The organism is Arthrobacter sp. TMN-49 (assembly GCF_054511095.1).
Window position 1 is genome coordinate 16,629 of the sequence record NZ_JBTNDH010000021.1, and the last position, 24,359, is coordinate 40,987.

Annotated in this window: 27 protein-coding genes; 15 read left to right on the forward strand and 12 right to left on the reverse strand. The window is 63.0% G+C overall.

Annotation, left to right across the window (positions count from 1 at the left end; all coding sequences use genetic code 11):
* Positions 1-62 precede the first annotated feature (62 nt).
* The 4 genes from priA to ACX80E_RS11120 are packed head-to-tail and all read left to right on the forward strand — an operon-like array spanning position 63 to position 2,907.
* Positions 63-797, forward strand: a complete 735-nt coding sequence (gene priA, locus ACX80E_RS11105) for a bifunctional 1-(5-phosphoribosyl)-5-((5-phosphoribosylamino)methylideneamino)imidazole-4-carboxamide isomerase/phosphoribosylanthranilate isomerase PriA (RefSeq protein WP_459301992.1) — start codon at positions 63-65, stop codon at positions 795-797.
* A gap of 3 nt (positions 798-800) precedes the next feature.
* Positions 801-1,691: an SseB family protein gene (locus ACX80E_RS11110; RefSeq protein WP_459301993.1), complete on the forward strand. Its 891-nt coding sequence runs from the start codon at positions 801-803 to the stop codon at positions 1,689-1,691.
* 31 nt (positions 1,692-1,722) lie between these two features.
* Positions 1,723-1,953 carry a hypothetical protein gene (locus tag ACX80E_RS11115; protein WP_459301994.1) on the forward strand — a complete coding sequence of 77 codons (231 nt, stop codon included), beginning with the start codon at positions 1,723-1,725 and terminating at the stop codon, positions 1,951-1,953.
* A gap of 9 nt (positions 1,954-1,962) precedes the next feature.
* Positions 1,963-2,907 (forward strand): MFS transporter, encoded by a 945-nt coding sequence (locus ACX80E_RS11120; protein WP_459301996.1) that lies wholly within the window; start codon positions 1,963-1,965, stop codon positions 2,905-2,907.
* Between the two features lie 77 nt (positions 2,908-2,984).
* Here the strand turns inward: ACX80E_RS11120 and ACX80E_RS11125 are convergent, their stop codons facing one another.
* Positions 2,985-3,392 carry a DUF1844 domain-containing protein gene (locus ACX80E_RS11125; protein WP_459301997.1) on the reverse strand — a complete coding sequence of 136 codons (408 nt, stop codon included), beginning with the start codon at positions 3,390-3,392 and terminating at the stop codon, positions 2,985-2,987.
* Between the two features lie 277 nt (positions 3,393-3,669).
* Here ACX80E_RS11125 and infC point away from each other — a divergent pair, with 277 nt between their 5' ends.
* From infC to ACX80E_RS11150, 5 genes are all read left to right on the forward strand, one after another.
* Positions 3,670-4,824 carry a translation initiation factor IF-3 gene (gene infC / locus ACX80E_RS11130; RefSeq protein ID WP_459301999.1) on the forward strand — a complete coding sequence of 385 codons (1,155 nt, stop codon included), beginning with the start codon at positions 3,670-3,672 and terminating at the stop codon, positions 4,822-4,824.
* A gap of 103 nt (positions 4,825-4,927) precedes the next feature.
* Positions 4,928-5,122: a 50S ribosomal protein L35 gene (gene rpmI / locus ACX80E_RS11135; RefSeq protein ID WP_459302000.1), complete on the forward strand. Its 195-nt coding sequence runs from the start codon at positions 4,928-4,930 to the stop codon at positions 5,120-5,122.
* 107 nt (positions 5,123-5,229) lie between these two features.
* Positions 5,230-5,613 carry a 50S ribosomal protein L20 gene (gene rplT / locus ACX80E_RS11140; protein WP_459302001.1) on the forward strand — a complete coding sequence of 128 codons (384 nt, stop codon included), beginning with the start codon at positions 5,230-5,232 and terminating at the stop codon, positions 5,611-5,613.
* A gap of 67 nt (positions 5,614-5,680) precedes the next feature.
* Complete coding sequence (locus tag ACX80E_RS11145) at positions 5,681-6,592, forward strand: TrmH family RNA methyltransferase (RefSeq protein ID WP_459302002.1); 912 nt, start codon at positions 5,681-5,683, stop codon at positions 6,590-6,592.
* 152 nt (positions 6,593-6,744) lie between these two features.
* Complete coding sequence (locus tag ACX80E_RS11150; protein WP_459302004.1) at positions 6,745-7,677, forward strand: cation diffusion facilitator family transporter; 933 nt, start codon at positions 6,745-6,747, stop codon at positions 7,675-7,677.
* A gap of 109 nt (positions 7,678-7,786) precedes the next feature.
* Here the strand turns inward: ACX80E_RS11150 and ACX80E_RS11155 are convergent, their stop codons facing one another.
* Together ACX80E_RS11155 and ACX80E_RS11160 are read right to left on the reverse strand one after the other, a co-directional pair.
* Positions 7,787-8,971, reverse strand: a complete 1,185-nt coding sequence (locus ACX80E_RS11155; RefSeq protein ID WP_459302006.1) for a cation:proton antiporter — start codon at positions 8,969-8,971, stop codon at positions 7,787-7,789.
* Positions 8,972-9,009: 38 nt separating this feature from the next.
* On the reverse strand, positions 9,010-10,221 hold the full coding sequence (locus ACX80E_RS11160) for an MFS transporter (RefSeq protein WP_459302007.1): 1,212 nt from the start codon (positions 10,219-10,221) through the stop codon (positions 9,010-9,012).
* A gap of 135 nt (positions 10,222-10,356) precedes the next feature.
* On the opposite strand from ACX80E_RS11160, the gene ACX80E_RS11165 reads away from it, so the two are divergent.
* Both ACX80E_RS11165 and ACX80E_RS11170 read left to right on the forward strand, forming a co-directional pair.
* Complete coding sequence (locus tag ACX80E_RS11165) at positions 10,357-10,785, forward strand: (deoxy)nucleoside triphosphate pyrophosphohydrolase (protein ID WP_459302008.1); 429 nt, start codon at positions 10,357-10,359, stop codon at positions 10,783-10,785.
* A 77-nt stretch (positions 10,786-10,862) separates the two neighbouring features.
* On the forward strand, positions 10,863-11,054 hold the full coding sequence (locus ACX80E_RS11170) for a DUF5302 domain-containing protein (RefSeq protein WP_459302010.1): 192 nt from the start codon (positions 10,863-10,865) through the stop codon (positions 11,052-11,054).
* Between the two features lie 39 nt (positions 11,055-11,093).
* Here the strand turns inward: ACX80E_RS11170 and ACX80E_RS11175 are convergent, their stop codons facing one another.
* A complete protein-coding gene (locus ACX80E_RS11175) occupies positions 11,094-12,206 on the reverse strand; it encodes an Rv2578c family radical SAM protein (protein WP_459302011.1) in 1,113 nt (370 codons plus the stop codon).
* Between the two features lie 185 nt (positions 12,207-12,391).
* Here ACX80E_RS11175 and ACX80E_RS11180 point away from each other — a divergent pair, with 185 nt between their 5' ends.
* Positions 12,392-13,891, forward strand: a complete 1,500-nt coding sequence (locus ACX80E_RS11180) for a long-chain-fatty-acid--CoA ligase (RefSeq protein ID WP_459302012.1) — start codon at positions 12,392-12,394, stop codon at positions 13,889-13,891.
* An 85-nt stretch (positions 13,892-13,976) separates the two neighbouring features.
* Here the strand turns inward: ACX80E_RS11180 and ACX80E_RS11185 are convergent, their stop codons facing one another.
* From ACX80E_RS11185 to ACX80E_RS11205, 5 genes are read right to left on the reverse strand one after another with little or no spacing between them, the layout of a single operon-like run.
* On the reverse strand, positions 13,977-14,615 hold the full coding sequence (locus ACX80E_RS11185; RefSeq protein WP_459302013.1) for an SIMPL domain-containing protein: 639 nt from the start codon (positions 14,613-14,615) through the stop codon (positions 13,977-13,979).
* Between the two features lie 15 nt (positions 14,616-14,630).
* Positions 14,631-15,116 carry a hypothetical protein gene (locus ACX80E_RS11190; RefSeq protein WP_459302015.1) on the reverse strand — a complete coding sequence of 162 codons (486 nt, stop codon included), beginning with the start codon at positions 15,114-15,116 and terminating at the stop codon, positions 14,631-14,633.
* Complete coding sequence (locus tag ACX80E_RS11195; protein ID WP_459302017.1) at positions 15,113-15,676, reverse strand: hypothetical protein; 564 nt, start codon at positions 15,674-15,676, stop codon at positions 15,113-15,115. The genes ACX80E_RS11190 and ACX80E_RS11195 overlap by 4 nt, the downstream gene beginning before the upstream one ends.
* Positions 15,673-16,290, reverse strand: coding sequence for a hypothetical protein (locus ACX80E_RS11200; RefSeq protein ID WP_459302019.1), 618 nt, complete (start codon positions 16,288-16,290; stop codon positions 15,673-15,675). Before ACX80E_RS11200 ends, ACX80E_RS11195 begins: the two co-directional genes overlap by 4 nt.
* 28 nt (positions 16,291-16,318) lie before the next feature.
* Complete coding sequence (locus tag ACX80E_RS11205) at positions 16,319-16,756, reverse strand: hypothetical protein (RefSeq protein WP_459302020.1); 438 nt, start codon at positions 16,754-16,756, stop codon at positions 16,319-16,321.
* A 193-nt stretch (positions 16,757-16,949) separates the two neighbouring features.
* Here ACX80E_RS11205 and pheS point away from each other — a divergent pair, with 193 nt between their 5' ends.
* Both pheS and pheT read left to right on the forward strand, forming a co-directional pair.
* A complete protein-coding gene (gene pheS, locus ACX80E_RS11210; RefSeq protein WP_459302044.1) occupies positions 16,950-18,035 on the forward strand; it encodes a phenylalanine--tRNA ligase subunit alpha in 1,086 nt (361 codons plus the stop codon).
* Positions 18,036-18,038: 3 nt separating this feature from the next.
* On the forward strand, positions 18,039-20,582 hold the full coding sequence (pheT, locus tag ACX80E_RS11215) for a phenylalanine--tRNA ligase subunit beta (protein WP_459302022.1): 2,544 nt from the start codon (positions 18,039-18,041) through the stop codon (positions 20,580-20,582).
* A 97-nt stretch (positions 20,583-20,679) separates the two neighbouring features.
* On the opposite strand, the gene ACX80E_RS11220 is transcribed toward pheT, so the two are convergent.
* Both ACX80E_RS11220 and ppk2 read right to left on the reverse strand, forming a co-directional pair.
* Positions 20,680-21,300, reverse strand: a complete 621-nt coding sequence (locus ACX80E_RS11220; RefSeq protein WP_459302023.1) for an MBL fold metallo-hydrolase — start codon at positions 21,298-21,300, stop codon at positions 20,680-20,682.
* Between the two features lie 32 nt (positions 21,301-21,332).
* Positions 21,333-22,217 (reverse strand): polyphosphate kinase 2, encoded by an 885-nt coding sequence (gene ppk2, locus ACX80E_RS11225; RefSeq protein ID WP_459302024.1) that lies wholly within the window; start codon positions 22,215-22,217, stop codon positions 21,333-21,335.
* A gap of 55 nt (positions 22,218-22,272) precedes the next feature.
* Between ppk2 and ACX80E_RS11230 the strand changes: the two genes are divergently transcribed.
* A complete protein-coding gene (locus tag ACX80E_RS11230; RefSeq protein ID WP_459302026.1) occupies positions 22,273-22,974 on the forward strand; it encodes a 4'-phosphopantetheinyl transferase family protein in 702 nt (233 codons plus the stop codon).
* On the opposite strand, the gene ACX80E_RS11235 is transcribed toward ACX80E_RS11230, so the two are convergent.
* The gene (locus ACX80E_RS11235; RefSeq protein ID WP_459302027.1) at positions 22,971-24,341 is read right to left on the reverse strand and encodes a M1 family metallopeptidase; all 1,371 of its coding nucleotides are present in this window, start codon (positions 24,339-24,341) and stop codon (positions 22,971-22,973) included. The genes ACX80E_RS11230 and ACX80E_RS11235 overlap by 4 nt on opposite strands.
* Positions 24,342-24,359 lie beyond the last annotated feature (18 nt).

Consider the following 24,359-nt stretch of genomic DNA (forward strand, 5'->3'; position numbering starts at 1 on the left):
CGGCAGCCACACCACGCGGGCGCGACGTCATATCCGAAAGTACCAACCATGTTGAGGACCCCATGAGCACCCCCATTTTGGAATTGTTGCCAGCAGTCGACGTTGCCGACGGACAGGCAGTACGCCTTGTTCAGGGCGAGGCCGGCTCCGAAACCGGCTACGGTTCACCCCTTGAGGCAGCCCTTAACTGGCAGAACGACGGCGCCGAGTGGGTTCACCTGGTGGACCTGGACGCTGCCTTTGGCCGTGGCTCCAATCTGCATTTGTTGCGCGAAATGGTGGCGGCCCTGGACGTCAAGGTCGAACTCTCCGGCGGCATCCGTGACGACGCCTCCTTGGAAGGTGCCCTGGAACTGGGCGTCGGTCGAGTAAACCTCGGCACGGCAGCACTGGAAAACCCTGAATGGACAGCCAAAGTCATTGCGCGGTTTGGTGAGAAAATCGCCGTCGGACTGGATGTCCGGGGCACCACCCTGGCCGGCCGGGGCTGGACCAAGGAGGGCGGGGACATCTGGGAGGTGCTGGCCCGTTTGGAAGACGCCGGGTGTGCCCGCTACGTTGTCACGGACGTCACCAAGGATGGCACCTTGCGCGGGCCCAACGTGGAACTGCTGCGTGAAATGTGCTCCCGCACCAACAAGCCGGTTGTGGCCTCCGGCGGTATTTCCAGTCTGGAAGACCTGCGTGTCCTGCGCGAATTGGTGGGTGACGGCGTCGAAGGAGCCATCATCGGCAAGGCCCTCTACTCTGGCCAGTTCACCTTGCCGCAGGCCCTTGACGTTGCAGGCCGCCGCTAGCTCATGACTGAGATGCCCAAAAAACAGCTGCCCGGCCACATTGCCCAGGCCTTGGCTGGTGCCGGGGGCGCCACAGATTCGGCCGGGCAGCCGTGGGCGGGTCGCGATCTGCCGGCGCAGGAAAAGTACCACAACTTTGACACCGACGACGGCGCCATGGACTCCCGCTTCGCCGCCGCCCTACAGGCGCTGGGCGAAGGTTCGGGTACCGAGTCGCAGGTCATTGCCGCCTTGGCGCAGGCCCGCGTTTTCATCCCCATTGTTGCCCAGCTAGCTGAGCAAACTGTGGGGGAGAACGGCCTTGCCTCGGACAAGGAATCGGATATGGCTCTGGTGACCTTGCAAGGACCCGACGGGCGATCGGTGTTGCCGGCGTTTACCCACGCCGAAGCCTTGGCCGCATGGCATCCCGAGGCCAGGCCGGTGGCGGTGTATGCGGCCCGCGCAGCATTGTCGGCGGTGGCTGAGGAAGCACAGTTGATGGTTCTGGATCCCGGTTCGCAGCGGCCGTTTGTGGTTCGCCGTCCGGCCATGTGGGCGCTTGCCCAACAAAAAACGTGGCTGCCCAGTTACGCTGATGCGGCAGTGGAGAAGGTCTTGGCGCAATCTGTGTCAGCGCTTGGCAACAGTGCCGTGGTGGGTATTTCCGCCGGCGCCGGTCAGGGCATAGAATCCCTGTGGGGCAGTAAAGTCACCGCGGATGACCAGGTGGTGATGGGTGGCGGACCCGGACCGGAACTGTGTGTCACTATCACCTTGCTACCCGGGCTCGATCAGCACCAGGTCACCGGGCTACTGGCCCAATTGCAAGAAATGTGGGCTGCCGACGAATACTTCACCAATGCTGTTGATTCGATTCAGATCCGGCTGCGCAACCCGCACCCACGTACCTAACCCTCGCAAGGCAGCATGATGCTCATTTGTGATGGATCACAAGAGAGTAGTCACCACAGTGAATTTTGCTGCGTACCGCGAGATCCTCGCCATTGGGTCCGTGCGCCGGCTGTTGCTCGTTGGCATGGTTGCGCGCATTCCGCACGCAGCGGCAGGAGTCTTGCTGACCCTGCACGTGGTGGAGTCCATGAAGCTGAGCTACGCGGCAGCGGGCACCGTCGCCGCGGCCATCACCATCGGCATCGCCCTTGGGGCGCCCTGACGTGGCCGGATGGTCGATATTTATGGCCTGCGCCGGGCGCTCATACCGTCAGTTGTTGCTGAGGTAACTGTTTGGAGCGTTGCCCCGTTCCTGAACTTCCAGCTGCTGATTGTGGCTGCCGTTATTGGCGGACTCTTCGCTGTCCCCATCTTCTCCGTGGTTCGCCAGGCGCTGAGCGTCATGGTTCCCACCGCACAACGCCGCACGGCGTACGCGTTGGACTCCATGGGTGGGGAGGTCACCTTCATGATCGGCCCGGCCGCCGGTGTCGTGCTGGCCACCACAACCCACACAGTGGTGGGCCTGGTCATCGTTGGTGTGACGGCCTCCCTGGCAGGGGTGTTCCTTATGGTGTTCAACCCGCCCACCCGGACCGGACAAAAGGGCTCCTACGTGGCCGTCGCTGGGGGCACGGCGGAACTGCACGATCCGGTGGAGGATGAGAAGGCGCCGGATCTTTCGAACAAGAACTACGTGCAGCGCATCTGGGGAACCTCCCGGCACAATCTGCGCTGGGTCAACATTGCTGTGCTGGCCATCTTGGGCACCTCCCTTGGCGCCGGACTGGTCCTGGCAGGTGTGAACGTCAGCATGGTGGCCCTGATGAATTTCAACGACAGCACCGGGGACCTTGGCATTGTGTTCATCTTCTGGTGTGGTGCGTCCATTGTGGGTGGCATCATCTACGGCGCACTCAAACGATCCATCAACCCCTTGTGGCTGCTCGGTGCCATGGCCGTCCTGGTCATCCCCATGGGGTTTGCCATGAACGCCTGGACGTTGGGGATGCTGTACATCTTGCCCGGTTTGTTGTGTGCACCCGTGCTGACCTCAAGCGCTGAACATATTGCCGATCTTGTGGCCGAGAAGCGGCGTGGTGAAGCCATGGGCTGGTACGGCTCTTCCATGACCATCGGCAGCGCCATGGGCGCACCGTTTGCCGGCACCTCTTAAAACTCGAACGGGCAGTTGTGGTTGATGTTTAACGCAAACATCAGCCACAACTGCCCGTTCGAGTTGTCAGGAGGGTCCTAGTTGACGGCTCCGGTGAACTTTTCGCCCGGGCCCTTGCCCGGTGCGTCGGGAATGGTGGAGGCTTCACGGAAGGCGAGCTGCAATGAACGCAGGCCGTCGCGCAACGGTCCGGCATGCTGGCTGCCAATTTCCGGGGCGGCTGCTGTGACAAAGCCGGCCAGGGCTGTGATCAACTTGCGGGCCTCATCGAGATCCTTGAGTTCCTCGGCGTCGGGCCCATCCGCCAGGCCGCACTTAACCGCGGCGGCGCTCATGAGGTGAACGGCCGCCGTCGTAATGACTTCAATGGCCGGAACTTCGGCGATGTCACGCACCACGGAGGCAGCCTGTGCGTCGCTAAGGGCTTCCTCCGGGGAGGGCTGAAAGGTGTTGCGGGTGTCCGAATTATTATCTGAGCTACTCATACTGCTAAGCTTGTCATAGACCGACTCGATGCTGTTATTTCTTCTTACCCACTGTGCGAAAGCCGGGGGCCGAAAAGAAGTGGTTGTTTCGAGTTTGCAAGTGGAGTCCTCTCCCACCTTTCGACCCAATCATGGCGTTGTCTGGTTCAGGTTGGCGCCTTGCCCTGTGGGTGAGGTTAGGTAAGTCCTTAACAGGGCGCCACGCCGATTCTTCGAGGCCTCCATTGCATCAGCAAATTGGGGGCCTTCTCCGTTGCTGGTGGTACTCACCTTTCTTATGCAACAGGAGCTACACATTAGCGAGCCACGCATCAATGATCGAATCCGTGTCCCAGAGGTGCGGTTGGTAGGGCCAGCAGGCGAGCAAGTGGGGATCGTCCGCATTGAGGATGCCCTTCGTCTTGCCGCTGAGTCAGACTTGGATCTGGTTGAGGTAGCGCCGACGGCTAAGCCGCCGGTGTGCAAACTGATGGACTTCGGTAAGTACAAGTACGAGGCCGCCGTCAAGGCCCGTGAAGCACGGAAAAACCAGACGAACACTGTTCTGAAGGAAATCCGCTTCCGCCTCAAGATCGACACACACGACTACGAGACAAAGCGCGGACATGCGCAGAAGTTCCTCGGCGCCGGTGACAAGGTCAAGGCCATGATCCAGTTCCGTGGACGTGAGCAGCAGCGCCCCGAAATGGGCATCCGCCTGCTCCAGAAGTTCGCCGCAGATGTTGCCGAGGTCGGCATCATCGAGTCGAGCCCGCGCATTGATGGCCGTAACATGGTTATGGTCATTGGCCCGCTGAAGAACAAGGCTGAAGCTAAGGCTGAAGCCCGACGCAACCAGCAGCGTGCCGACGCGAAGGCGCACAACGAGGCAGTGGCCAACGGCACGGCCCGCGTTGATGTTGACCGGGACAACAAGGCCCCCTTGACTCAGTCCCTGGCAGACCTGCTGCCAGCCGGTCTTCGCTTGAACGACGACGCCGAGGCTCCCGCCGCCGAAGCAGCCCAGACACCTGTTGTCGAAGCCGCTGACGCAGTTGCTGAGAGTGCTGCTGTTGTTGAAACTCCTGCCGCAACTGTTGCCCCCGCAGCCAGTGCGCCGGAAGCTGTATCAGCTCCCGCCGTCGCCCCTGTTGCAAAGGCTCCGGCCAAGGCTGCAGCTCCCAAGGCCGCAGCCGTCAAGGCACCTGCTGCCAAGGCGCCCGCCGCTAAGGTTGCCGTCAAGGCTCCCGCCAAGCCGGCAGTCGCCGCGAAGCCCGTTGCCGCACCGAAGCCGGTAGTTGCCAAGCCGATTCCGATGCCCAAGCCCATGGCGAAGCCCGTTGCCGCCAAGCCGGCAGCCAAGCCTGCTGCGAAGTCAGCAGCAAAAACGGCCGCAAAGCCCGCCTCTGCAAAGAGCGAGCCTGCAGTCGAAACCCCCAGCTCAGCTGAATAAGGTTCCTCCTTTTCAGCGGTGAATACACCCCCACAGTGACCCAACCAGTCGCTGCAAGAGAACCACAGGCAGCGCCGGTGGATACGTAAGGAGACAGGTCCTCATGCCTAAAATGAAGACACATAGTGGTGCGAAGAAGCGATTCAAGCTCACCGGTTCCGGTAAGCTCGTTCGCCAGCAGGCCAACCGCCGCCACTACTTGGAGCACAAGCCGTCCAGCTTGAAGCGTCGCCTCAAGGGTGACATGTTGGTCGCCAAGGCTGATGTTCGCAACATCAAGAAGATGCTCGGCATCTAATTTCGCAAGTCAATCGGTGTGATTCCCAGTTCCGGGAGTAACACCATTCATCAAAGCCTTCCCTGGCATGATTGGCTTGGGATCTTTAAACTTGAAGGAGTACGCACGTGGCACGTGTGAAGAGGGCTGTAAACGCCCACAAAAAGCGTCGGGTTATTCTTGAGCGCGCAAAGGGCTACCGCGGACAGCGTTCACGCCTGTACCGTAAGGCCAAAGAGCAGCTGTTGCACTCGTTTGTGTACAGCTACGGTGACCGTCGCAAGCGCAAGGGTGACTTCCGTCGCCTGTGGATCCAGCGTATCAACGCTGCATCACGCGCCAACGGCCTGACCTACAACCGCTTGATCCAGGGCCTGAAGGCTGCGCAGATCGAAGTTGACCGTCGCATGCTGGCAGACCTGGCCGTCAACGACGCCGGTGCTTTCGCTGCACTGGTGAACCTTGCCAAGGCTGCCCTGCCTGCAGATACTTCTGCTCCGGCAGCAAAGTAATTCTTGTAGTGCCGCAAGGAGCTTGACGGTTCCTTGTTCCTGCTCAGTGACTGATAAAGTCCTAAGCATGATTGAATCCGGGCGCCCACCAGTAGAAGCAATGACCAATCCTCGAGCAGATCGGGTGCGGGACGTTGCCAAACTGGTTGGGCGCTCGGGTCGTTTAAAGCGCCGCCAGTTCCTGGCCGAGGGCCCGCAAAGCGTGCGTGAAGCCTTGAAGGCGCACAGCGACTGCCTGGCAGCCGGCGGCAGCCCCGTGGTGGAAGCCCTGTACGCCACTGTTGAATGCCTCAAGCGTTACCCGGAACTTCTCGAGGCGGCCTCCACGCCAGGAACCCGGTTGCAGGTGCGGATTGCCAGCGAGATGGTGCTTTCCGCCATGACGGACACGGTGACCCCGCAGGGCGTGGTGGCTGTATGCAATTTTGTGGACGTTCCACTGGAAGCCGTGCTGGCTGCCAAGCCGAAGCTGATTGCCATGTTGTGTCAGGTGCGCGACCCGGGCAATGCCGGCACCGTGTTGCGGGCGGCAGATGCTGCCGGCGCCGACGCCGTGATCTTCTCGCACTCCAGCGTGGATATTTACAATCCCAAGGCTGTGCGTGCCACGGCTGGTTCGCTGTTCCACCTTCCCGTGGTGCTCGGTGCCAGCGTGGCAGAGGTGGTGGCTGCGGCCAAGGCTGCAGGTGTTGGTGTCCTGGCCGCCGACGGCTATGGGCATTTGAACCTTGATCTATTGCAGGATGAGAGCGCTGCCCGCGCCTTCGATCAGCAAATGCCCGACTCCAGCTACGCACTGGAGGATCCCACGCTGTGGCTCTTTGGCAATGAAGCCCAAGGCTTGGCGGGGGAGGAGAAGGCTCTGGCGGATCACCGCGTGGCTGTGCCCGTCTATGGTGAGGCCGAGTCATTGAATCTTGGCACGGCGGCCACTGTCTGCCTGTACGCCAGCGCCCGGGCGCAGCGCCGGCTGGGGTAGCAGCCAGCACGGACCTGCCAGTCGGCACGCGCCGGTTTCGATGACGGCGCCTCCGCTGGCCTTGAGCGCACACACTGTAAGCTTTTCCGTTGTGGGCAAGGTGCCCGTGCAGGCGAGAGTTTCGGCCTGCAATGAGTTGAGGGGAAACCACTGTGTCTCACGAAGGTGGTACCAGAGCGATTATCGCTGCGCTAGTTGCCAATCTAAGCATTGCCGTCATGAAGTTCGTGGCCTATTTTCTGACCTTGTCCTCCTCGATGCTGGCCGAGGGTATTCACTCCCTGGCTGACTCCGGCAACCAGCTGTTGTTGTTGGTGGGCGGGAAGAAGGCAAAGCGTCAGGCAAGCCCCGAGCATCCCTTCGGTTACGGCCGCGAGCGTTACGTATACGCGTTCATCGTCTCCATCGTGCTCTTCAGCGTGGGCGGCTTGTTTGCCCTTTATGAGGCCTACCAAAAGTGGCAGCACCCGCACGGCATGGAGCCGCAATGGGCGTGGGTTCCGTTGGCAGTGCTGATTGGTGCCATCGGCTTGGAATGCCGCTCCTTCTATGTGGCCATCAAGGAATCCAATGTGGCTCGTGGCAAGCGCAGCTGGCGCCAGTTCATCAAGACGGCGAAGGCTCCCGAGCTGCCGGTGATCCTGTTGGAGGACGCTGCGGCGCTCCTCGGCCTGGTGTTTGCCCTGTTTGGTGTCTCCATGACCATCGCCACCGGCAACGGCCTCTGGGATGCTGCCGGCACTGCCTTGATTGGCGTGCTTTTGGTGTGTGTTGCCATCATCTTGGCCGTTGAAACCAAATCCCTGCTGCTGGGTGAATCAGCCACTGTGGAGGATGTTCGCGCTGTTGAGGCTGCCCTGGTGGGCCCCGGCGTTAGCAAGATCATCCATCTGAAGACGCTGCACCTGGGCCCCGAGGAACTGCTTGTTGCGGCGAAAATTGCTGTGGACGCCGCGGAGACGGGTGCTGAAATTGCCAAGGCCATTGACGACGCCGAGAAGAGGGTCCGCGCCGCCGTCCCCATCGCCAAGGTCATTTACCTGGAGCCTGACATTTACTCGGCGGCTGCCGCCAGCAACCCCTAAGCAGCCCCGCCTCTCTCGCAACTGACCCGCAGAAAACGCCGAAAAATCACGGAAATCCGTGAGTTTTCGGCGTTTTCTGCGGGTCAGTTGCTGAGGGGGTGTCAGTTGCTTAGGGCGGGTCAGCGCGGGGGCTGTTATTTCGCAGCGCCAGGGCCAGGGCCGGAAACAGCAGCACCGAGAGCATCCCGGCACCAATCAGAGCCGTGGCCAGGCCCGAGGGCAGGTACCCGCTGTCCTTGCCAATGGCCGTGACGGCAACAATGATGGGCAATCCCGTGGCGCCAAACAACGCAATGGCCCAACGGTCCTGCCTGGATGCGCCGGCAGGTGCGGCCAAAACGTTGGGCAGACCGCGAACAAGCAGCAAGACAATCAACAGGATCGGCACCAAGGCCATCGAGTACGCATTCTCCATGAGTGCGTCAAGATCAAAGGACAGGCCCGTGGTGATGAAGAACACCGGCACCAGGAGCCCAAACGAGACGGCCTCGAGCTTGGCGTTGACCAGCCGCCTGTCATCCGGGCTGGCACCGGCAATGAAAACCCGCCACAGGATGCCACCGGCAAATGCGCCCAGCAACATGTCCAGGCCAAAGATGACGCTCAGGGCCACCGAGCACGCCACGATGAGCAGCACCAGCCGGACCCCGAACTGGCCGCTGCTGTGCAGGGTTGTTGCTGTCAGGCGATGGAGATGCCGGTGCCTGCTCCTGGCTGTCAACCAGATCGACAGACCCGCGATCAGCACAAAGACCACGAGGAACACTGCCGAAGCCCCGAAGTCCCTGCCGCTGAGGAATAGCGAGATGGCCAGCAATGGCCCAAATTCGCCGACAGTTCCAACGGCCGTCACAGCCGTGCCGAACGGTGTTTTCGTTTCGCCTGCATCGCGCAGAATCGGCAGCAGCGTCCCCAACGCCGTGGTGGCGACGGCTATCCCGATCAGGATCGCGGCCTCAACTGTTGGACCAATGAGGAAACCTGCAGCAATTCCTGCCGCCAGTGAGATGGCCCACGCCAAGCCTGCCCGCCGTACCGGCCGGCCCTTGATGGCGGCAAAATTAATTTCGTTGCCGGCCATGAAGAACAGCATGGCCAGGCCAAACTGGGAAAACGTCTCAATGAACTCCGTGGGCTTAACCCAGCCCAGCAGTGCCGGCCCCACCAGGATGCCCAGGGCGATCTCGAACACGATCAACGGCACCTTCACCACGCGCCCCATTAGTGCGGAGAGGAGGGGTGAAGCCGCAGCAATCGCGGCGACCATGGCAATGCTCAACGACAGGTCAAACATGTCCACATACTATGCCCGGTGGGAAGCCGGGGCTAGGGTCATGATGCGGTGCTGCGGCCACGCTTGTCCAGTAGGCCACTGAACAGGGCAATGCCGAGACCCAGGACTGCCAGGGCCGCTCCCACCATGGCCGGGGCCGTGAATCCCCAGCCCCAGCTGATTACCAGGCCGCCCACAAACGCGCCGAGCGCGTTGGCCATGTTCAGGGCTGAGTGGTTGAGTGAGGAGGCCAGCGTGGGGGCGCCGGGTGAAACGTCCAGCAACCGGGTCTGCAGAGACGGCACCAGCATGGAACCGGAGGCGCCAATGACGAAGATCATGACCAGGGCCAGCCACTGAATATGCACTGTCAGGGAGTAAATCACCAGCACAGTAGCAATGAAAGCCATCATGGTGTAGATGCTGCCCATGACTGACCAGTCGGCCAGCCGGCCACCGAGGTAGCTGCCGGCGACCATGCCCAGGCCATACAGGCCAACAATGACGGGCAGGAAGCCGGCGGCGAAACCAGCAACATCTGTCATGGTGTTGGCAACGTAGGTGTACACGGCGAAGAAGCCGCCAAACCCAACAACGCCCACCAGCAGTGTCAGCCACACCTGGCCGCGACGCAAGGCACTCAGTTCGTTGCGGATGCTGGCGTCGGGGTGGGCTTTTTGCGCCGGGACGAACACGGCCATGCAAATCATGGTGATAACTCCAATGACACCGACCATGACAAAGAGCCAGCGCCAACCAAACTGCTGCCCCACAAACGTGGCCAAGGGTACCCCCAGAACGTTGGCGACGGACAAGCCCATCATGACCATGGAAATGGCCCGGCCGCGCTTGGTGGGTGCCACCAGGGAGGCGGCAAGCACCGCAGCCACACCAAAGAATGCGCCGTGCGGCAAACCGGCGACAAAGCGCGTGATCATCAGCGTGGTGTAGTCCTGGGCGAAAACAGAGAGCAAATTCCCCACGGTGAACAGCGCCATCAATCCGAGCGCCAGGGCCTTACGCGGCATTTTGGCGCCAAGGGCGACCAGCAGTGGTGCGCCCACCACCACGCCCAAGGCGTAGGCGGAGATGACGTGTCCGGCTTCCGGGACGCTGACGCCCACTCCCACGGCCACGTTGGGCAGCAGTCCCATCATGGCAAATTCGGTGGTGCCGATGCCAAAGCCGCCAATGGCGAGGGAGAGGATGGCCCAGGCCACGACGTTGGGGGTGACAGCCTTGGGTGGGCGGGCGTTTCTAAGCAGTGTCATCTCATAACTTTCGCGAAGTGGTCTTCCTCTATTGCCGCACTGTGCTAGGCGGTCGGGCCGGTGCCTGAGAATTTTTGGCGGCGCGGTGGGGCAGGTAAACGCCTTCACCAGTCTAGTTCGCCTTACACTGGGGCGGTGACGATCAAAAAGCAGATAGTAGGCGCAGCCGTGGTGGATTCGCTGCAGGCCCCCGTGCGCGTTTTAGCGGCCAGGCGCACAGCCCCGCCGGAGTTCGCCGGCATGTGGGAATTCCCCGGCGGCAAGATTGAGCCAGGGGAGACCCCCGAGCAGGCGTTGCACCGCGAGCTTGCCGAAGAGTTGGGGGTCACTGTGCGGCTGGGCGCAGAACTTGAAAGTCCGACGTCGGGCGGCTGGCCGCTGAACGCCAACGCCGCCATGCGCGTGTGGCTGGCACAGGTGAGCGACGGCACAGCCGAACCGTTGGAAGACCATGACCAGCTGCTGTGGGTGGGTTTGGATGATCCGCGTCTGCTTGAGTTGGCATGGATTCCTGCGGATTTGCCCATTGTTCACGCGCTCATAGCTTTCGGTGCCGCACCTTAGAAAATCGCTGCGGGTGTTGGAAACCGCAACTGCTGTGCCAGACTAAGGTCTACCGAAGAATTTTAGGAGGTTGTGCCATGACGAGTGAAGACCACCACGAAACATCGCCCGCCGGTGCCAGTGATGAAACGAAAGAAAAGTTTCGCCAGGCTCTGGAAAACAAGAAGAACAAGCAACACGGCAGCGTAGAAGCTGCCAATGGTTCCAAGATCAGTTCATCGCACGGATCGGCGTCGCACAAACGCGAGTTCCGCCGCAAGAGCGGATAGCTAAAGAGTTTGCGCCCCATCAGCACCGTTCCGAACGTCTTAGAACAGGGTGGGGTTTAGTGCGGCGAAGGCGGGGGACCCCACGGGGTCTCCCGCCTTTTTGCTGGGCGCAACACCCCTGAAACCGCCCGTCGGCATGCTGCCGGCAGGGTATTGGGCTTCCTCGCGCCGGGCGTCATGAATAAAACCCTGCGCGGTAAAGCCATGGCGCGCCTTGGCCTCATTGACTCGGCTGGCCAGCCACTGGCGGTACTCCTTTGGTGCGTAGGCACCGGAGCCGTACAAGCGCTGGTACCGGCCCACCAGTGCCGGGTGTTCACGGGCCAGCCACTGCATGAACCATTCCCTGGTGCCGGGGCGCAAATACAAGGCGCCGGCGCTCAACCCGGTGGCACCTGCGTGGGCCAAGGCTGCAAAGAGCGAATCCAGTGCGTCATCGGAGTCGGTGAGCCACGGCAGAATGGGCATGGCCATGACACCGCACGGCAATCCGGCGTCGCGCAACTTGCTGATCAGCGCCAACCGAGCTTTGGGGGAGGGCGTCCCCGGTTCCAAGGTGTTGGCCAAATCCTCATTCAGCAAGGCCAGGGAAATGCCCATGCCCACGCTGACATGTTGGCCCGCCTCACGCAGCAAGCCGAGGTCCCTGGCCAGCAGTGTTCCCTTGGTCAGAATGGAGAACGGGGTACCGGACTCCGCCAGTGCCTTGATGATCCCGGGCATGAGTTGGTAGCGGCCCTCTGCCCGTTGATACGGATCGGTGTTGGTGCCCAGTGCCACATGGTCCCGCTGCCAGCTAGCCTTGCGCAGCTCCTTGGTCAGCACCTGTGCCACATTGACCTTGACCACCACCTGCGAATCAAAATCGACACCCGAATCAAAATCAAGGTAGGTGTGGCTTTTGCGCGCAAAACAGTACACGCAGGCGTGCGAACAGCCCCTATATGGATTCACCGTCCACTCAAACGGCATGGTGGAGCTGGGTGGGACCTTGTTCAGGGCCGACCTGGCGAGCACCTCATGAAAGGTAATGCCCGCAAACTCAGGTGTCTGCACGCTCTTAACCAGCCCGGCCAGCGGCAACAAAGGTTGTGGGGCTGACGCTCCACCCGGGAGCTGTGGCTGGTTGAGTTGTTGAGTTGTCCACCGCATACCTCGATTAGAACATATATTCGAATCTCTGGCAATGCTACGGATGTGGACAATTTGCTACTCGCCGGTAACTATGTGCTGTGCATCACATTGTGATGGCGCTAGGCTGTGTTCAGGGGGCGACGGTGCCCCTGCTGCTCAAAGGCTGGTCGACGCCCGGGCAGCTTCTGTCAGAAGGAGCCAGTATGACCAATCTCGCCACCATTGTGAGTGCCTCCGCGCTGCGAAATCCTGCCGGAATCGCCATTAAGCTCGATGACATTGAAGTCACCTTTGCTGCGCTGGAGATGCTCAGCGCCAAAGTGGCCGGTCTGCTGTCCGCCCGGGGTGTCAAACCGGGGGACAGGGTGGCGCTCATCTCGCCCAATCTGCCGCAAATGCCTGCGCTGTACTACGGGATCTTGCGGTATGGTGCCGTGGTGGTTCCCCTGAATCCGCTGTTGAAATCCCGTGAAGTTGAGTACCATCTCACCGACTCCGGTGCCCGCCTCGCCTTTGCCTGGGAGGGCGTCATGGCGGAGGTGCGCCTTGCCGCGAGCAACACCGGCACCGCCATTGTTCCCATCGACGCCGAGCTCATGGCGTTGCTGGCCCAAACGGAGGCGATCACCGAGGTGGCACCGGCGCAGCAGAATGACACGGCCGTCATTCTGTACACCTCGGGCACCACAGGCAAGCCCAAGGGTGCGGAGCTGACGCACGAGAACCTGCGCGGCAACGCCGAGCTCTCGGCGAAGCTCTTCAGCATGAGCGCCACGGACGTGATCTTTGGCGGACTGCCCTTCTTCCACGTCTTTGGCCAGACCTGCGCCCTGAATGCTGCCGTCATGGCCGGGGCCACCGTGACCATCCTGCCCAGATTTGAGCCGCTGAAGGCCCTGGACATCATCCAGCGGGACAAGGTCACCATATTTGAGGGCGTACCCACCATGTACATCGCCTTGTTGCGCGCGCCGGGGCGGGAGAACTTTGACGTTTCCAGCCTGCGGGTGGCCGCGTCGGGCGGCTCGGCACTTCCCGTGGAGATCCTGCACGAGTTTGAGGAAACCTTCGGCGCTACCCTACTTGAGGGATACGGGCTCTCGGAGACCTCACCGGTGATCTGCTTCAACCAGGTGGACGGGATTCGCAAGCCCGGCTCAATCGGCACGGTCGTGGAGGGCGCCCAGTTAAAGGTGGTCGATGACGCCGGTCAGGAGGTGGCAGCAGGTGTTGTGGGCGAAATCGTCGCCTCGGGTGCCTACATCATGAAGGGGTACTGGCGGAATCCGGCGGCGACTGCTGCCGCCATCAAGGACGGGTGGTTCTTCACGGGAGACCTGGGCCGCAAGGATGAGGACGGCGTCTTTTACATTGTGGACAGGAAGAAGGACATGATCCTGCGCGGCGGCTACAACGTGTACCCGCGGGAAGTCGAAGAGGTCCTCTACGAGCACCCGGCCGTGGCTGAGGCGGCCGTGGTGGGCAGGCACGACGACGTCCACGGCGAAGAAATCTGCGCTGCGGTGTCGCTCAAGGACGGTGCCGCAGGTGCCGACGATCCGGCGGCGCTCGCCGCCGCGATCCAGGAGTTCGTCAAGGCGCGGGTGGCGGCCTACAAATATCCACGAAGCGTCATCATCATGGACGCCCTGCCCAAGGGGCCCACGGGCAAGATCCTCAAACGCGAGATAGTCATTTCCTAGTTCCTGGTGGCCCACAAAGCCCCTGGCGTGGCCCCGGCCGGGTGCCACGCCAGGGGCATTTTTGTGGGCTGGCGCGCTAGACCAGCTAGGCCAGCAACCAGGTCACCTGCACAGCGGCGGAGACGTTGCTTTGCCCCGGTTCAACAGCCATGGTGCTGTCCATGCTCATGGCCGCGCGGGCCAGCATGGGCCTGGGTGCGCCGTCGTGAACGGCTCCTTCCATGACGGAACTGACAACGCCCAGGGACCGGCCAGCCAGGTGGGCGTAGAGTTCGGCGGCCCGCACGGCGTCGGCCCAGGCGAGGGCCCGGGCTGCGTCCTGTGCCGCGGCGGGGTTGGACAGGACCGGTGTCAGGGCGTTGAGGCGAACACTGTTGTTGCCGGTGTCCACCACTGCGGCAATGACGTCCTGGGCGCCCTGGTCGTAGCGCAAGGAGACAGTCAAGGTGCTGGAGACCGTGTAGCCAGTCAGCACCGAGCCGGTGCCTTCCTGCCAGCGCGTGTCGGCCCGGACATCAAGGGACGTCGAGCCGATGACCTCCCGGCCCACGCCCAGCGACAGCAGTTTGGCGTTGACGGCGTTGAGGGCATCGCTGGCTGTCGCGTAGGCCTCCCGCACCGTGGGCCGTTGGGCTTCAATGCCGATGTTGATGTTGAAAAAGTCCGGCGCCGTTTGCACAGTGCCCTGGCCGGTGACGGTGATGGAATTGCCTGGCTCGGTCATGGATGGTTCCTCTCCTTAGGCGTGCGTGTCGGGGCGTGGTGACCTGAATAACGTAAAGCGTTGCAAATAGTTCCGCAGGGCTGGGAGCCGGGCCAGGGTGGGCAGTTCACGGTACCCGCCCCGGGCAAGTCCGGCGTTGCGCTCAAAGAAGTTTCTACTGCCCGGATCCCCCGTGCGCCACAGCGAAAACGCTGCGCAGCCGGCGTAGAGGGGCAGAAACGGCAGGCCCAGGCACCAAGCGTATTGGGTGGCCTGGGCGGATTCGTGGGCCAGCAACTCGGGGCGTGCTTCAATACGAGCCCTATCTGCGCGGTAAAAAATGACATTCCCCACGGTGAACGCACCCGCCAGCGGCAATGCCGGCGTGTAGTGCGTACCCAGGATCAGCCCGTCCGGCCCCTTCTGCAGATGTGTGCGGCTGAGCCCTGCCAGCAGCAAGCCGGCGGCGGTGGACAGGTTCAGGGCGTTGGCCAGGGCCCGTACGTGGAGAGAAGCTTTCACGGGGCAGGTTCCTTGGCTGGCATGGTGGTTGTTGAGGTGACAGTCAGTGCGGCCAGGGCAGTGGCGGTGCCGGGCTTGGATTTCTCGCAGGAATCCAGGGGCCACTGGACGTGAATGGCCGCAGCTTCGGCATTGACAAGCCACAACTCGGGCAGGATTTCGGCGTAGTCAGCGCAGCTCCGGGCGCCGCCGCTGTCGCTCGATTGGGCCAAGGCTGCCAAGAGGGCTGTGTAGTCGCCGGAGAGGTGCTCCTCGGTGATGACAGGGTTGGGGGCAGTGGTTGCTGAGGGTGGATGCGCCGGAAATTCCCGGGTACACGTAACCGCGTCGACGGGGACAAAACCGTCAGGGACCCGGCCTTTCAACTGTGCGCCGGGGGCGCTCGGATTGGCGATCATGCCCGTTGCGGTGGAGCAGTCCACGGCATCTTGGAGGGCTGCCGGCTCCGGCTGGTAGTGGCTCACGAACGTACAGCCGGACAGGAGGAGGCACATGAGAGCCATGGCGTTCAACGCAGCCACCTCGACAGCCCTGGTCAGTGGTTGCCCCGGACGTTTCATGGGATAGGTGCCGTCAGCACAGTGGTCTTACTGACGGTGAGCTCCTCCAACGCCTTGGCGGTCGCGGGTTTGCCCCGGGCCTTGTTGCAGGCGTCCAGGGGCCACATCACGTGCACGGCCTTGCCGGCGGCATTGATGAGCCACAGCCCGGGCAGGGTTTCCGCATCTGCTGTGCACGCAATGCCGTCTTGGCGGTCACTGGGCTGGGCCAGCGCCGCCAGTAACGCCGTGTAATCTCCCGTCAGCTGTTCCTGGGCAATGACTTGCCCCACCTTTCCGGAGGGATCGGGGCTCTGGAAGTAGTCTGGCCGGCAGCGCACCACCTCCACCGGCACGAAACCCTCCGGCACGGAGCCCATCAACGTCGGCGCAGGGGAGGCGGCGCCAAGGTCGAGCCGCCACTCGGACGAGGCAAGGCAATCCACGTTGTCCTGCAGGGCTGCAGGGGCCGGGGTGTAGTGGGTGAGCTGCGCATTCGCGCCCGACGGTCTGCCCCCAGTGGTGGGGGTGACTTCGCCGTCTCCAGCGGTGCAAGCGCCCAGCAGAATGGCCGCAGCCCCCGCCAGGGCAACACCGCCGAATACTTGTGAACCCCCGCGGGCTGATCTCTTCATGATTTTCATGGTGGTGACCCCTTCACTGTCAGGATTTTGTACCGCCCAGGGTTAGGCCATTGAGCGCCGTGGTCAATTCGGGTTTGGACACGCCCCAAACATCCACCGGCCACAGCACTTTGGCTGCCTGGCCGGCGGCGTCTGCCACCCGCTCAGGGAGGAAGCACTCCACCAGTTGGACCGGCACAAAACCTGCCGGCACACTGCCCGCCAGCGGATCAGCCGAAGGTGGGGAGCCCGGGGAGGAGGAAGCGTCGCTGACGGAGCGCTCGCAGTCCACCGACGCCACAATGGTGGCAGGGGGTGGGGGGTACTCGGTGAAGCCGCCTAGAAACACTATGCACCCACCCAGCAGCAGGGCACTGCAGGCCAGGGCCGGGGAAGAGAACAGCAACAGGGTACGGCGCAGCGCCGGGGGAGTGACCGGCGTCGTACTTCCACAACGAAACGCAGAGCGGATCCGCATGAGCGAAAGCGTAGCAAGCCGGGAACACCTTTGGGTCTCGGAACGCTAAAGAGTCGGGGCCAATTGGGATACAGGCCAGTGGCCTGGGCGGAATTCAACACTCAGGCGCAGTCAACTAGACTAGTTCCGGCGGGAGGAGCTACCCCGCCGCTTACTCGCACACGAGCTTAGGTAAAAACAGTAGATGTCAGAGATGCCCCAGAAGACGGCCGAGATGCCCGAATCAACCACCGAACCCACAACGGTCCCGGACCCGCTTGACGAAGCCGCCATTGGTGTTGCCGTTCAAGACGCGCTCGCAGCCATTGCCGCAGCAACCACCCTGGATGAGCTCAAAGCCGCCCGGCTGGCGCACTCCGGGGAGAAGTCGCCGCTGAGCCTTGCCAACCGAGTCATCGGCGGGCTGGCCAAGGAGTTCAAGGCCGCCGCCGGTAAGATCATGGGCGCTTCCCGCGGCCGGGTCGCCAAGGCCCTCGCCGCTCGCACCCAGGTGCTCGAAGCCGAGGACGCTGCCCGTATTTTGGTCGAGGAGACTGTGGATGTCACTGCAGCTCCGCGCCGCCGCAGGGCAGGCGCCCGACACCCGCTCTCCACCCTCCAGGACCGCGTCTGCGACATTTTCGTGGGAATGGGCTGGGAAATTGCTGAAGGACCCGAGCTGGAGTCCGAGTGGTTTAACTTTGACGCCCTGAACTTCAAGCCGGACCACCCCGCCCGCGAAATGCAGGACACCTTCTTTGTGGAGCCGCCCGAGGCACACCTGTTGCTGCGCACCCACACCTCGCCCGTGCAGGTGCGTTCCTTGCTGGAACGCGAACTGCCCGTGTACGTGCTGTGCCCCGGCAAGGTGTTCCGCACCGACGAACTCGACGCCACACACACCCCCGTGTTTCACCAGTTCGAGGGTCTGGCCATTGACAAGAACCTGTCCATGGCGGATCTGCGCGGCACCCTGGAGCACTTTGCCCGGCAAATGTTTGGTGCCGAAGCCAGCATCCGGCTGCGCCCGAACTTCTTCCCCTTCACCGAGCCGTCGGCGGAACTGGACATTTGGCACCCCGGCGCCAAGGGCGGCCCGCGCTGGATCGAATGGGGCGGCTGCGGCATGGTCAACCCCAATGTGCTCCGCGCTGCAGGGATTGACCCGGAGGAGTACTCAGGCTTCGCCTTTGGCATGGGCATTGAACGCACCCTCATGTTCCGCAACGAAGTGGGCGACATGCACGACATGATCGAGGGCGATGTACGTTTCAGCGAACACTTTGGGATGGAGATCTAAGCGGTGCGTATTCCACTGACTTGGCTGCGCGAATACGCGCAGGTACCGGCAGGAGCAACTGCCGAAGATGTAATGACCGAGCTGGTCAAGGTTGGTTTCGAAGAAGAAGATGTGCACCGTCCGCTGGATGACATCAGTGGCCCCATTGTGGTGGGCCAGGTGTTGACCCTCGAGAAGGAACCGCAGACCAACGGCAAGACCATCAACTGGTGCACCGTGCGGGTGGTTCCCGAGGGCGCCGCACAAACCCTGGACATTGAGGGCATCGACCCCTCGGGCGTGCAGGGCATTGTCTGCGGCGCGCACAACTTCGTGGTCGGTGACAAGGTTGTTGTCACCCTGCCCGGAGCAGTGCTGCCCGGCGACTTCCACATCACGCCGCGAAACACCTACGGCCACGTCTCTGCCGGCATGATCGCCTCGGTGCGCGAGCTCGGCATCGGGGATGACCACGACGGCATCCTGGTGCTCTCCACCCTGGGCCTTGACCCGGAATTGGGCACCGACGCACTGGAGCTCTTGGGCCTGTGTGAGGAAGCCGCCGAAATCAATGTGACCCCCGATCGCGGCTACGCGTTCAGTATCCGCGGCGTCGCCCGCGAATACGCGCACGCCACGGACAGCGTCTTCACCGACCCGGCGTCCCTGGTGTCGGTCACAGCAGCCACCGGCGCCGGCCAGGCCGTCGTAATCGACGACGGCGCGCCCATCTACGGCAAGGCCGGTTGCGACCGTTTCGTGGCACGCACTGTGCGCGGCATCAACGCCGCCGCGCCCACCCCGCCGTGGATGTCCTCGCGCCTGCGCCTGGCCGGCATCCGCGCCATCTCGCTGCCCGTGGACATCTCCAACTACGTCATGTTGGAACTGGGTCAGCCGCTGCACTTTTACGACGCCGAGACGGTCACCGGCGCCATTGTGGTGCGCCGCGCAGCTGCCGGGGAAACGCTGGAAACCCTTGACGGCAAGGTCCGCACACTGGACCCCGAGGACCTGCTCATCACCGATTCATCGGGGCCGATCGGCATCGCCGGCGTCATGGGCGGGGCCTCCACCGAGGTCTCCTCCGGCACCACCACCGTGCTGATTGAGGCCGCCCACTTTGAAGAAGTGTCCATTGCCCGGTCTCGCCGCCGCCACAAGCTGCCCTCCGAGGCGTCCAAACGCTTTGAGCGCGGCGTTGACGTGGCGGTTGCTGACGTGGCTGCCCAGCGTGCGGTGAACCTGCTGGTTGAACTGGCCGGCGGCACGGAGGAGACCACCTCCACCGACGTCGCCACGTTTGTGGCACCGACGCCGGTGTTCCTGCCATCCGGCTTCACCTCGGCCCGCATCGGCATCGATTTCTCCCAGGCCCAGATCTTCGGCTCCCTGACGGATTTGGGTGCTGTGGTGGAAAAGGTCGACGGCGGATATTCCGTCACAGCCCCCACCTGGCGTTACGATCTTCTCACCAAGGAGGACCTGACCGAGGAAGTTGCCCGCCTGGTGGGCTACGACCTGATCCCGGCAACGCTGCCCACGGCACCTCCCGGACGTGGCTACTCACGCACGCAACAGCAGCGCCGCCGCGCGGTCCAGGCCCTGGCCGACTCCGGTCTGACCGAGATTCTGGCGTACCCGTTTGTTTCAAAAGCATCCAACGACACCTTTGGCGTGGCTGATGCCGGTGCTGTTCGTGCCGCCGTGAAGCTGGCCAATCCGTTGAGTGAAGAGTTCGGCTTCTTGCGGACCTCGATCCTGCCGGGCCTGCTGGAGATTGCCAAGCGCAACCACTCACGTGGTTTCCACGACTTGGCCTTGTTCGAATCGGGTCTGGTGTTCCTGCCCAGCGGTACTGTGGGCACCCCGTCCATCCCGCCGCTGGGCATCAAACCGTCCGAGGACGTCCTGGATGCCCTCTACGACGGTATCCCGTACCAGCCGCTGACCATGGCGGCCATCTTCACCGGCAAGGATTCACCGGCAGCGCCGGGCCACACGCCGCGGCATTGGGATTGGGCCGACGCCCTGGATGCTGCCCGTCTGGTTGCCGACGTTGCCGGCGTGGAGCTTGTGGTTTCCCAAGGTTCGCATCAGGCGTTTCACCCCGGCCGCGCGGCAGTTTTGACGCTGCGCAACGGGGATGTGGTGGGTTACGCCGGTGAGCTGCACCCGAAGCTGCTGGCTGAGCTGAACATGCCTGCCCGCTCCGTGGCCATGGAAATCAACGCCGAGAAGGTCTTTGCGGCCGCGGCCGACGTCATTGTGGCCAAGCCCATCTCCACCTTCCCGGTGGCCACCCAGGACGTTGCCTTGGTGGTACCGGTGGAGGTTCCGGCACAGGCCGTGCTGGAATCCTTACGCGAAGGTGCCGGCGATTTGCTCGAGGACGTTGCCTTGTTCGATGAATATCAGGGCCCGGGCATCGCCGAGGGCAGCAAGTCCCTGGCGTTTGGCCTGCGGTTCCGTGCAGCGGACAGGACCTTGACAGCTGATGAAGCGTCGGCCGCCCGTGCGGCAGCCGTGGAACTGGCCGCCGAGCGGTTCGGCGCCACCCAGCGATAAGCCGCAGCAACTGACACACCCTTAGAACTGACCCGCAGAAAACGCCGAAAATTGCACGAATTTCGTGCATTTTCGGCGTTTTCTGCGGGTCAGTTGCTTAAAGCTTGCGGGTGACCTTGCCGTGGCCCGGGCAAACCCAGGCAACATCCAGGGCTTCAAGTTGGCCGGCAGTGTGCAGGGCCGCGGCCTTGTCAGTATTCATGAACCCCGGGAACTGTTTCAGCGAGCCGTCTTGTCGCACCCGGGCCGCGTCACCGATGAACAGCGTGTCCGCCCAGTGATATGCGTAGTGGCCGGCAGTATGGCCCGGCGCCGCAACTGCTGTGATCCCCGTGGGGAAGCCCCCAGACTCCCCAAGGTAGGCGACAGCGTCCGGCAGATGAGGCTTCCCGAAGGCAGTGCTCAGGCGCCTAAAAACGGTGCCCGGGCGCAACTGGCCGGTCAACACCTGGGCATCGAGCCGGCTGATCCACACCGTTGCCCCGGCCGCGGCGGCAACAGCTTCCGCCGCACCTGCATGGTCCAGGTCGTAGTGTGTGAGTAGCACGTGGCGCACAGCTTTCAGCAGGCCGGCCTCGCGCAGCTCCGTCACGACGCCCGATGCGCCCGACGCCAGGCCCGGATCGATGACGACAAGCTGTTCCCCGGAGGCAACCACATAGCCGTTGGCGCCGCGGGACCGACTGAGTTGAAAGGCTCCGTTGGAAAGTTCTTGCATGCTCAAATCCTACGTTCGCTGGAGGGGCAACGCTAGAACTCCTCGCCCTCCCCGACCACGGCAGAGGCCGGGCCAATAATGTGCGGGTCGGGCACACCGACCAGGTCATGATCCTTGCCCGTGTAGTCAAACAAGCTCAGCACATGGCGCATCGCTGCCAGCCGGGCCCGCTTCTTATCGTTGGACTTCACCACAGTCCACGGTGCATGGCGGGTGTCGGTTTTTTTGAACATGCGTTCCTTGGCCGAGGTGTACGCATCCCACTTGTCCAAGGAGGCCACATCCATCGGCGAAAGCTTCCACTGACGCACGGGGTCCACCTGGCGGATGATGAAGCGGGTCCGTTGCTCCGCCTGAGTGACGGAAAACCAAAACTTAATGACTGTCACACCGTCGTTGACCAGCATGCGTTCAAACAGCGGCGCCTGCCGGATGAACTCGTCATACTGCTCCTTGGTGCAAAAACCCATGACACGCTCAACCCCTGTCCGGTTGTACCAGGACCTGTCAAACAACACCATTTCCCCGGCGCTGGGCAGGTGCGCCACATAGCGCTGGAAATACCATTGGGTGGACTCGCGGCGGCTGGGCTTTTCCAACGCCACCACCCGGGTGCCGCGCGGGTTCAGGTGCTCGGTGAACCGCTTGATGGTCCCGCCCTTGCCGGCGGCATCGCGGCCCTCGAACAGGATGACCACCCGCCGCCCGGTACCCTTGATCCATTGCTGAAGTTTCAGCAACTCAATTTGCAGCAACCGCTTTTCAAGGTCGTAGACGTCCCGCTCCAGCCGCGCTGCATAGGGGTAGCCGTCCCGCCAGGTGTCCACCTGGGAGCCGTCCGGGGCCAACAGTACCGGATCGTCATCGTCGTTGTCAATAACGGTGAAGCCGGTGAAATCCGGGGCGGGTCGAGTCATGACTGAAGCCTAACGCGGCGGAAATTACCGAAAGTTAACAGAAGGTGGAGCAAGAGTGAACGAGTTCGGCTCTACGGCAGGTGGGCCCAGCCAGGTCGCCGTGCGTGCCTTCGAGCTGGACGCCGTGGATCAGGACTTGGCCGTGCTGCTGGACGCTGCCGAAGCGCGCCGGGCAGCGACCTTCACCGCGGCAGCCACGCGCCGGGACTTCATGGCCGGGCGCGTGGTGCAGCGGCTCATGGCGGCCGAACTGCTCGGCGCCGCCCCGCAAGAGCTGCTGGCCGCGTACAGCTGCCCCGATTGCGGCCCCAACCCGGTCCGCTCGCACGGCCGACCTCGCTATTGGCTGCGTGGTGGGCCGGCCGCCCTGTCAATCAGCTTTTCGCGCAGCCGCGGCTGGGCCCTGGCCGCCATGGTGCCGGTGGCGGGCCTGCCGCTGGGGGTGGATCTGCAGGATGTGGCGCAGCTTGGTTTTGCCGGGTTCGACGACGTGGCGCTCAGTCCTGCGGAAAAGTTGCGGCTGCCCGGACTCGCCCCAGGCGCGCGCAACGCGTGGCGTGCTGCGGCCTGGGCGCGCAAGGAAGCCTTGGCCAAACACTCGGGCCTTGGCTTGCGCACGGACCCCACCACCATCGAAGCTTTTGCCGACACAACAACCACTGACACAGCCGTTCTCGTATGGGATGTGGCCCCGAACGAGGTGGGGCTGCCGGACGGTTTCGCCGCAGCAGTGGCGTTGGGCCGACCCGGCGTCTAACGGCGCGGCAATGGCGGCAGCGGCTGCCGGAATAGCCACGGGGTGAGGATGGCTGTGGCCGAGAAACCCGGCACCCCGGCGCACAGCTGATCGGCCAAGGCAACAAAGGCGGCCGTGGATACCGAGCCGTGGCGGTTCTCCGCCACCCAGCGGTGGAGCAGGGTGAAGAAGTTCTCCTGACCCGCAGCAGCGCGCAGGGCTTCCAGGGCGAGGGCCCCACGTTTGTAAACCGCGTCATCAAACATCAGCTCCACACCGGGGTCACCGACAGTCAACACGACCGGCTCGGCGAGCAGTTTCGCGTGAGCCGCGGCCGCCCGTTCGGCAACAGTCAGGGATCCGCTCTCTTCGGACCAGAGCCATTCGGCATAGCAGGCAAAGCCCTCGTGCAGCCAGATGTCACGCCATGAGGCAAGCGTCAGGGAGTTGCCAAACCATTGGTGCGAGAGCTCATGGGCAATCAGGCGCTGGGATTCCCACCCGGTATCAAGGTGGTTGCAGCCAATAATGGACAGGGATTGCGCCTCGAGCGGTATTTCCAGCTGGTCAGCGGTCACCACCACCGTGTACGTGGGAAACGGGTACGGTCCGAAGGATTGCGTGAATACGTCCACCATTTCCCGTTGCCTGCTCAGGGCTGTGGCCGCCTTCGCCTGCAACTGTTTCGGCACAGCCACCGTGATGGGCAGCCGTGACTCGCCCGCCCGGGCCGGAAGCGCCAGCAACTTGTACCGGCCAATCTGCACGGTCGCCAGGTAGGTGGCCATCGGGGCTGATTGCTCATACACCCACGTTTCTCGGCTCGATTTCTTCGAATGTGAGACGAGCGTGCCGTTGCACACGGCCGTGTAGTCGGCGTCTGTGGTGACGGAGATGCGGTAGGAGGCCTTGTCGTCGGGCCTGTCATTGCACGGGAACCAGGTGGGCGCCCCGGTGGGCTGGCCGGCGACCAGGACGCCGTCGTCCAGCTCTTCCCACCCAACTTCGCCCCATGCGCCGTCGTCGGGTGCGGGAATACCGCTGTAACGAACGTCCATGGTGAAGTCGGTGCCGGCCTCCACGGGGGCGGGCAGGCGCAGTTGCACCTTCCCCGCGCGCTGGGCATGCTTGACCACCCGGATGCCGTCGACGAACGCCTTGTCCAGGCCCAACCCGATCAGGTCAAGGTCCACCGAAGCCAGTGGCACAAGGGCCGTGGCCGAGATGATGGCGCGGCCCTGCACCTGGTTCCCCGCGAGCCGGACTGTCAGCTCCAGGTCATAGTGTTTCACCGCATAGTGGGTGCTGCCGTGCAGGGGGGTGTACGGGTCCGGGGCGGCCGGGACTTCCGGGGTTGCCAAATGCCGGGGGCGGTGCAGGATTCTCATGCTGGGTGTGGTTTCCGA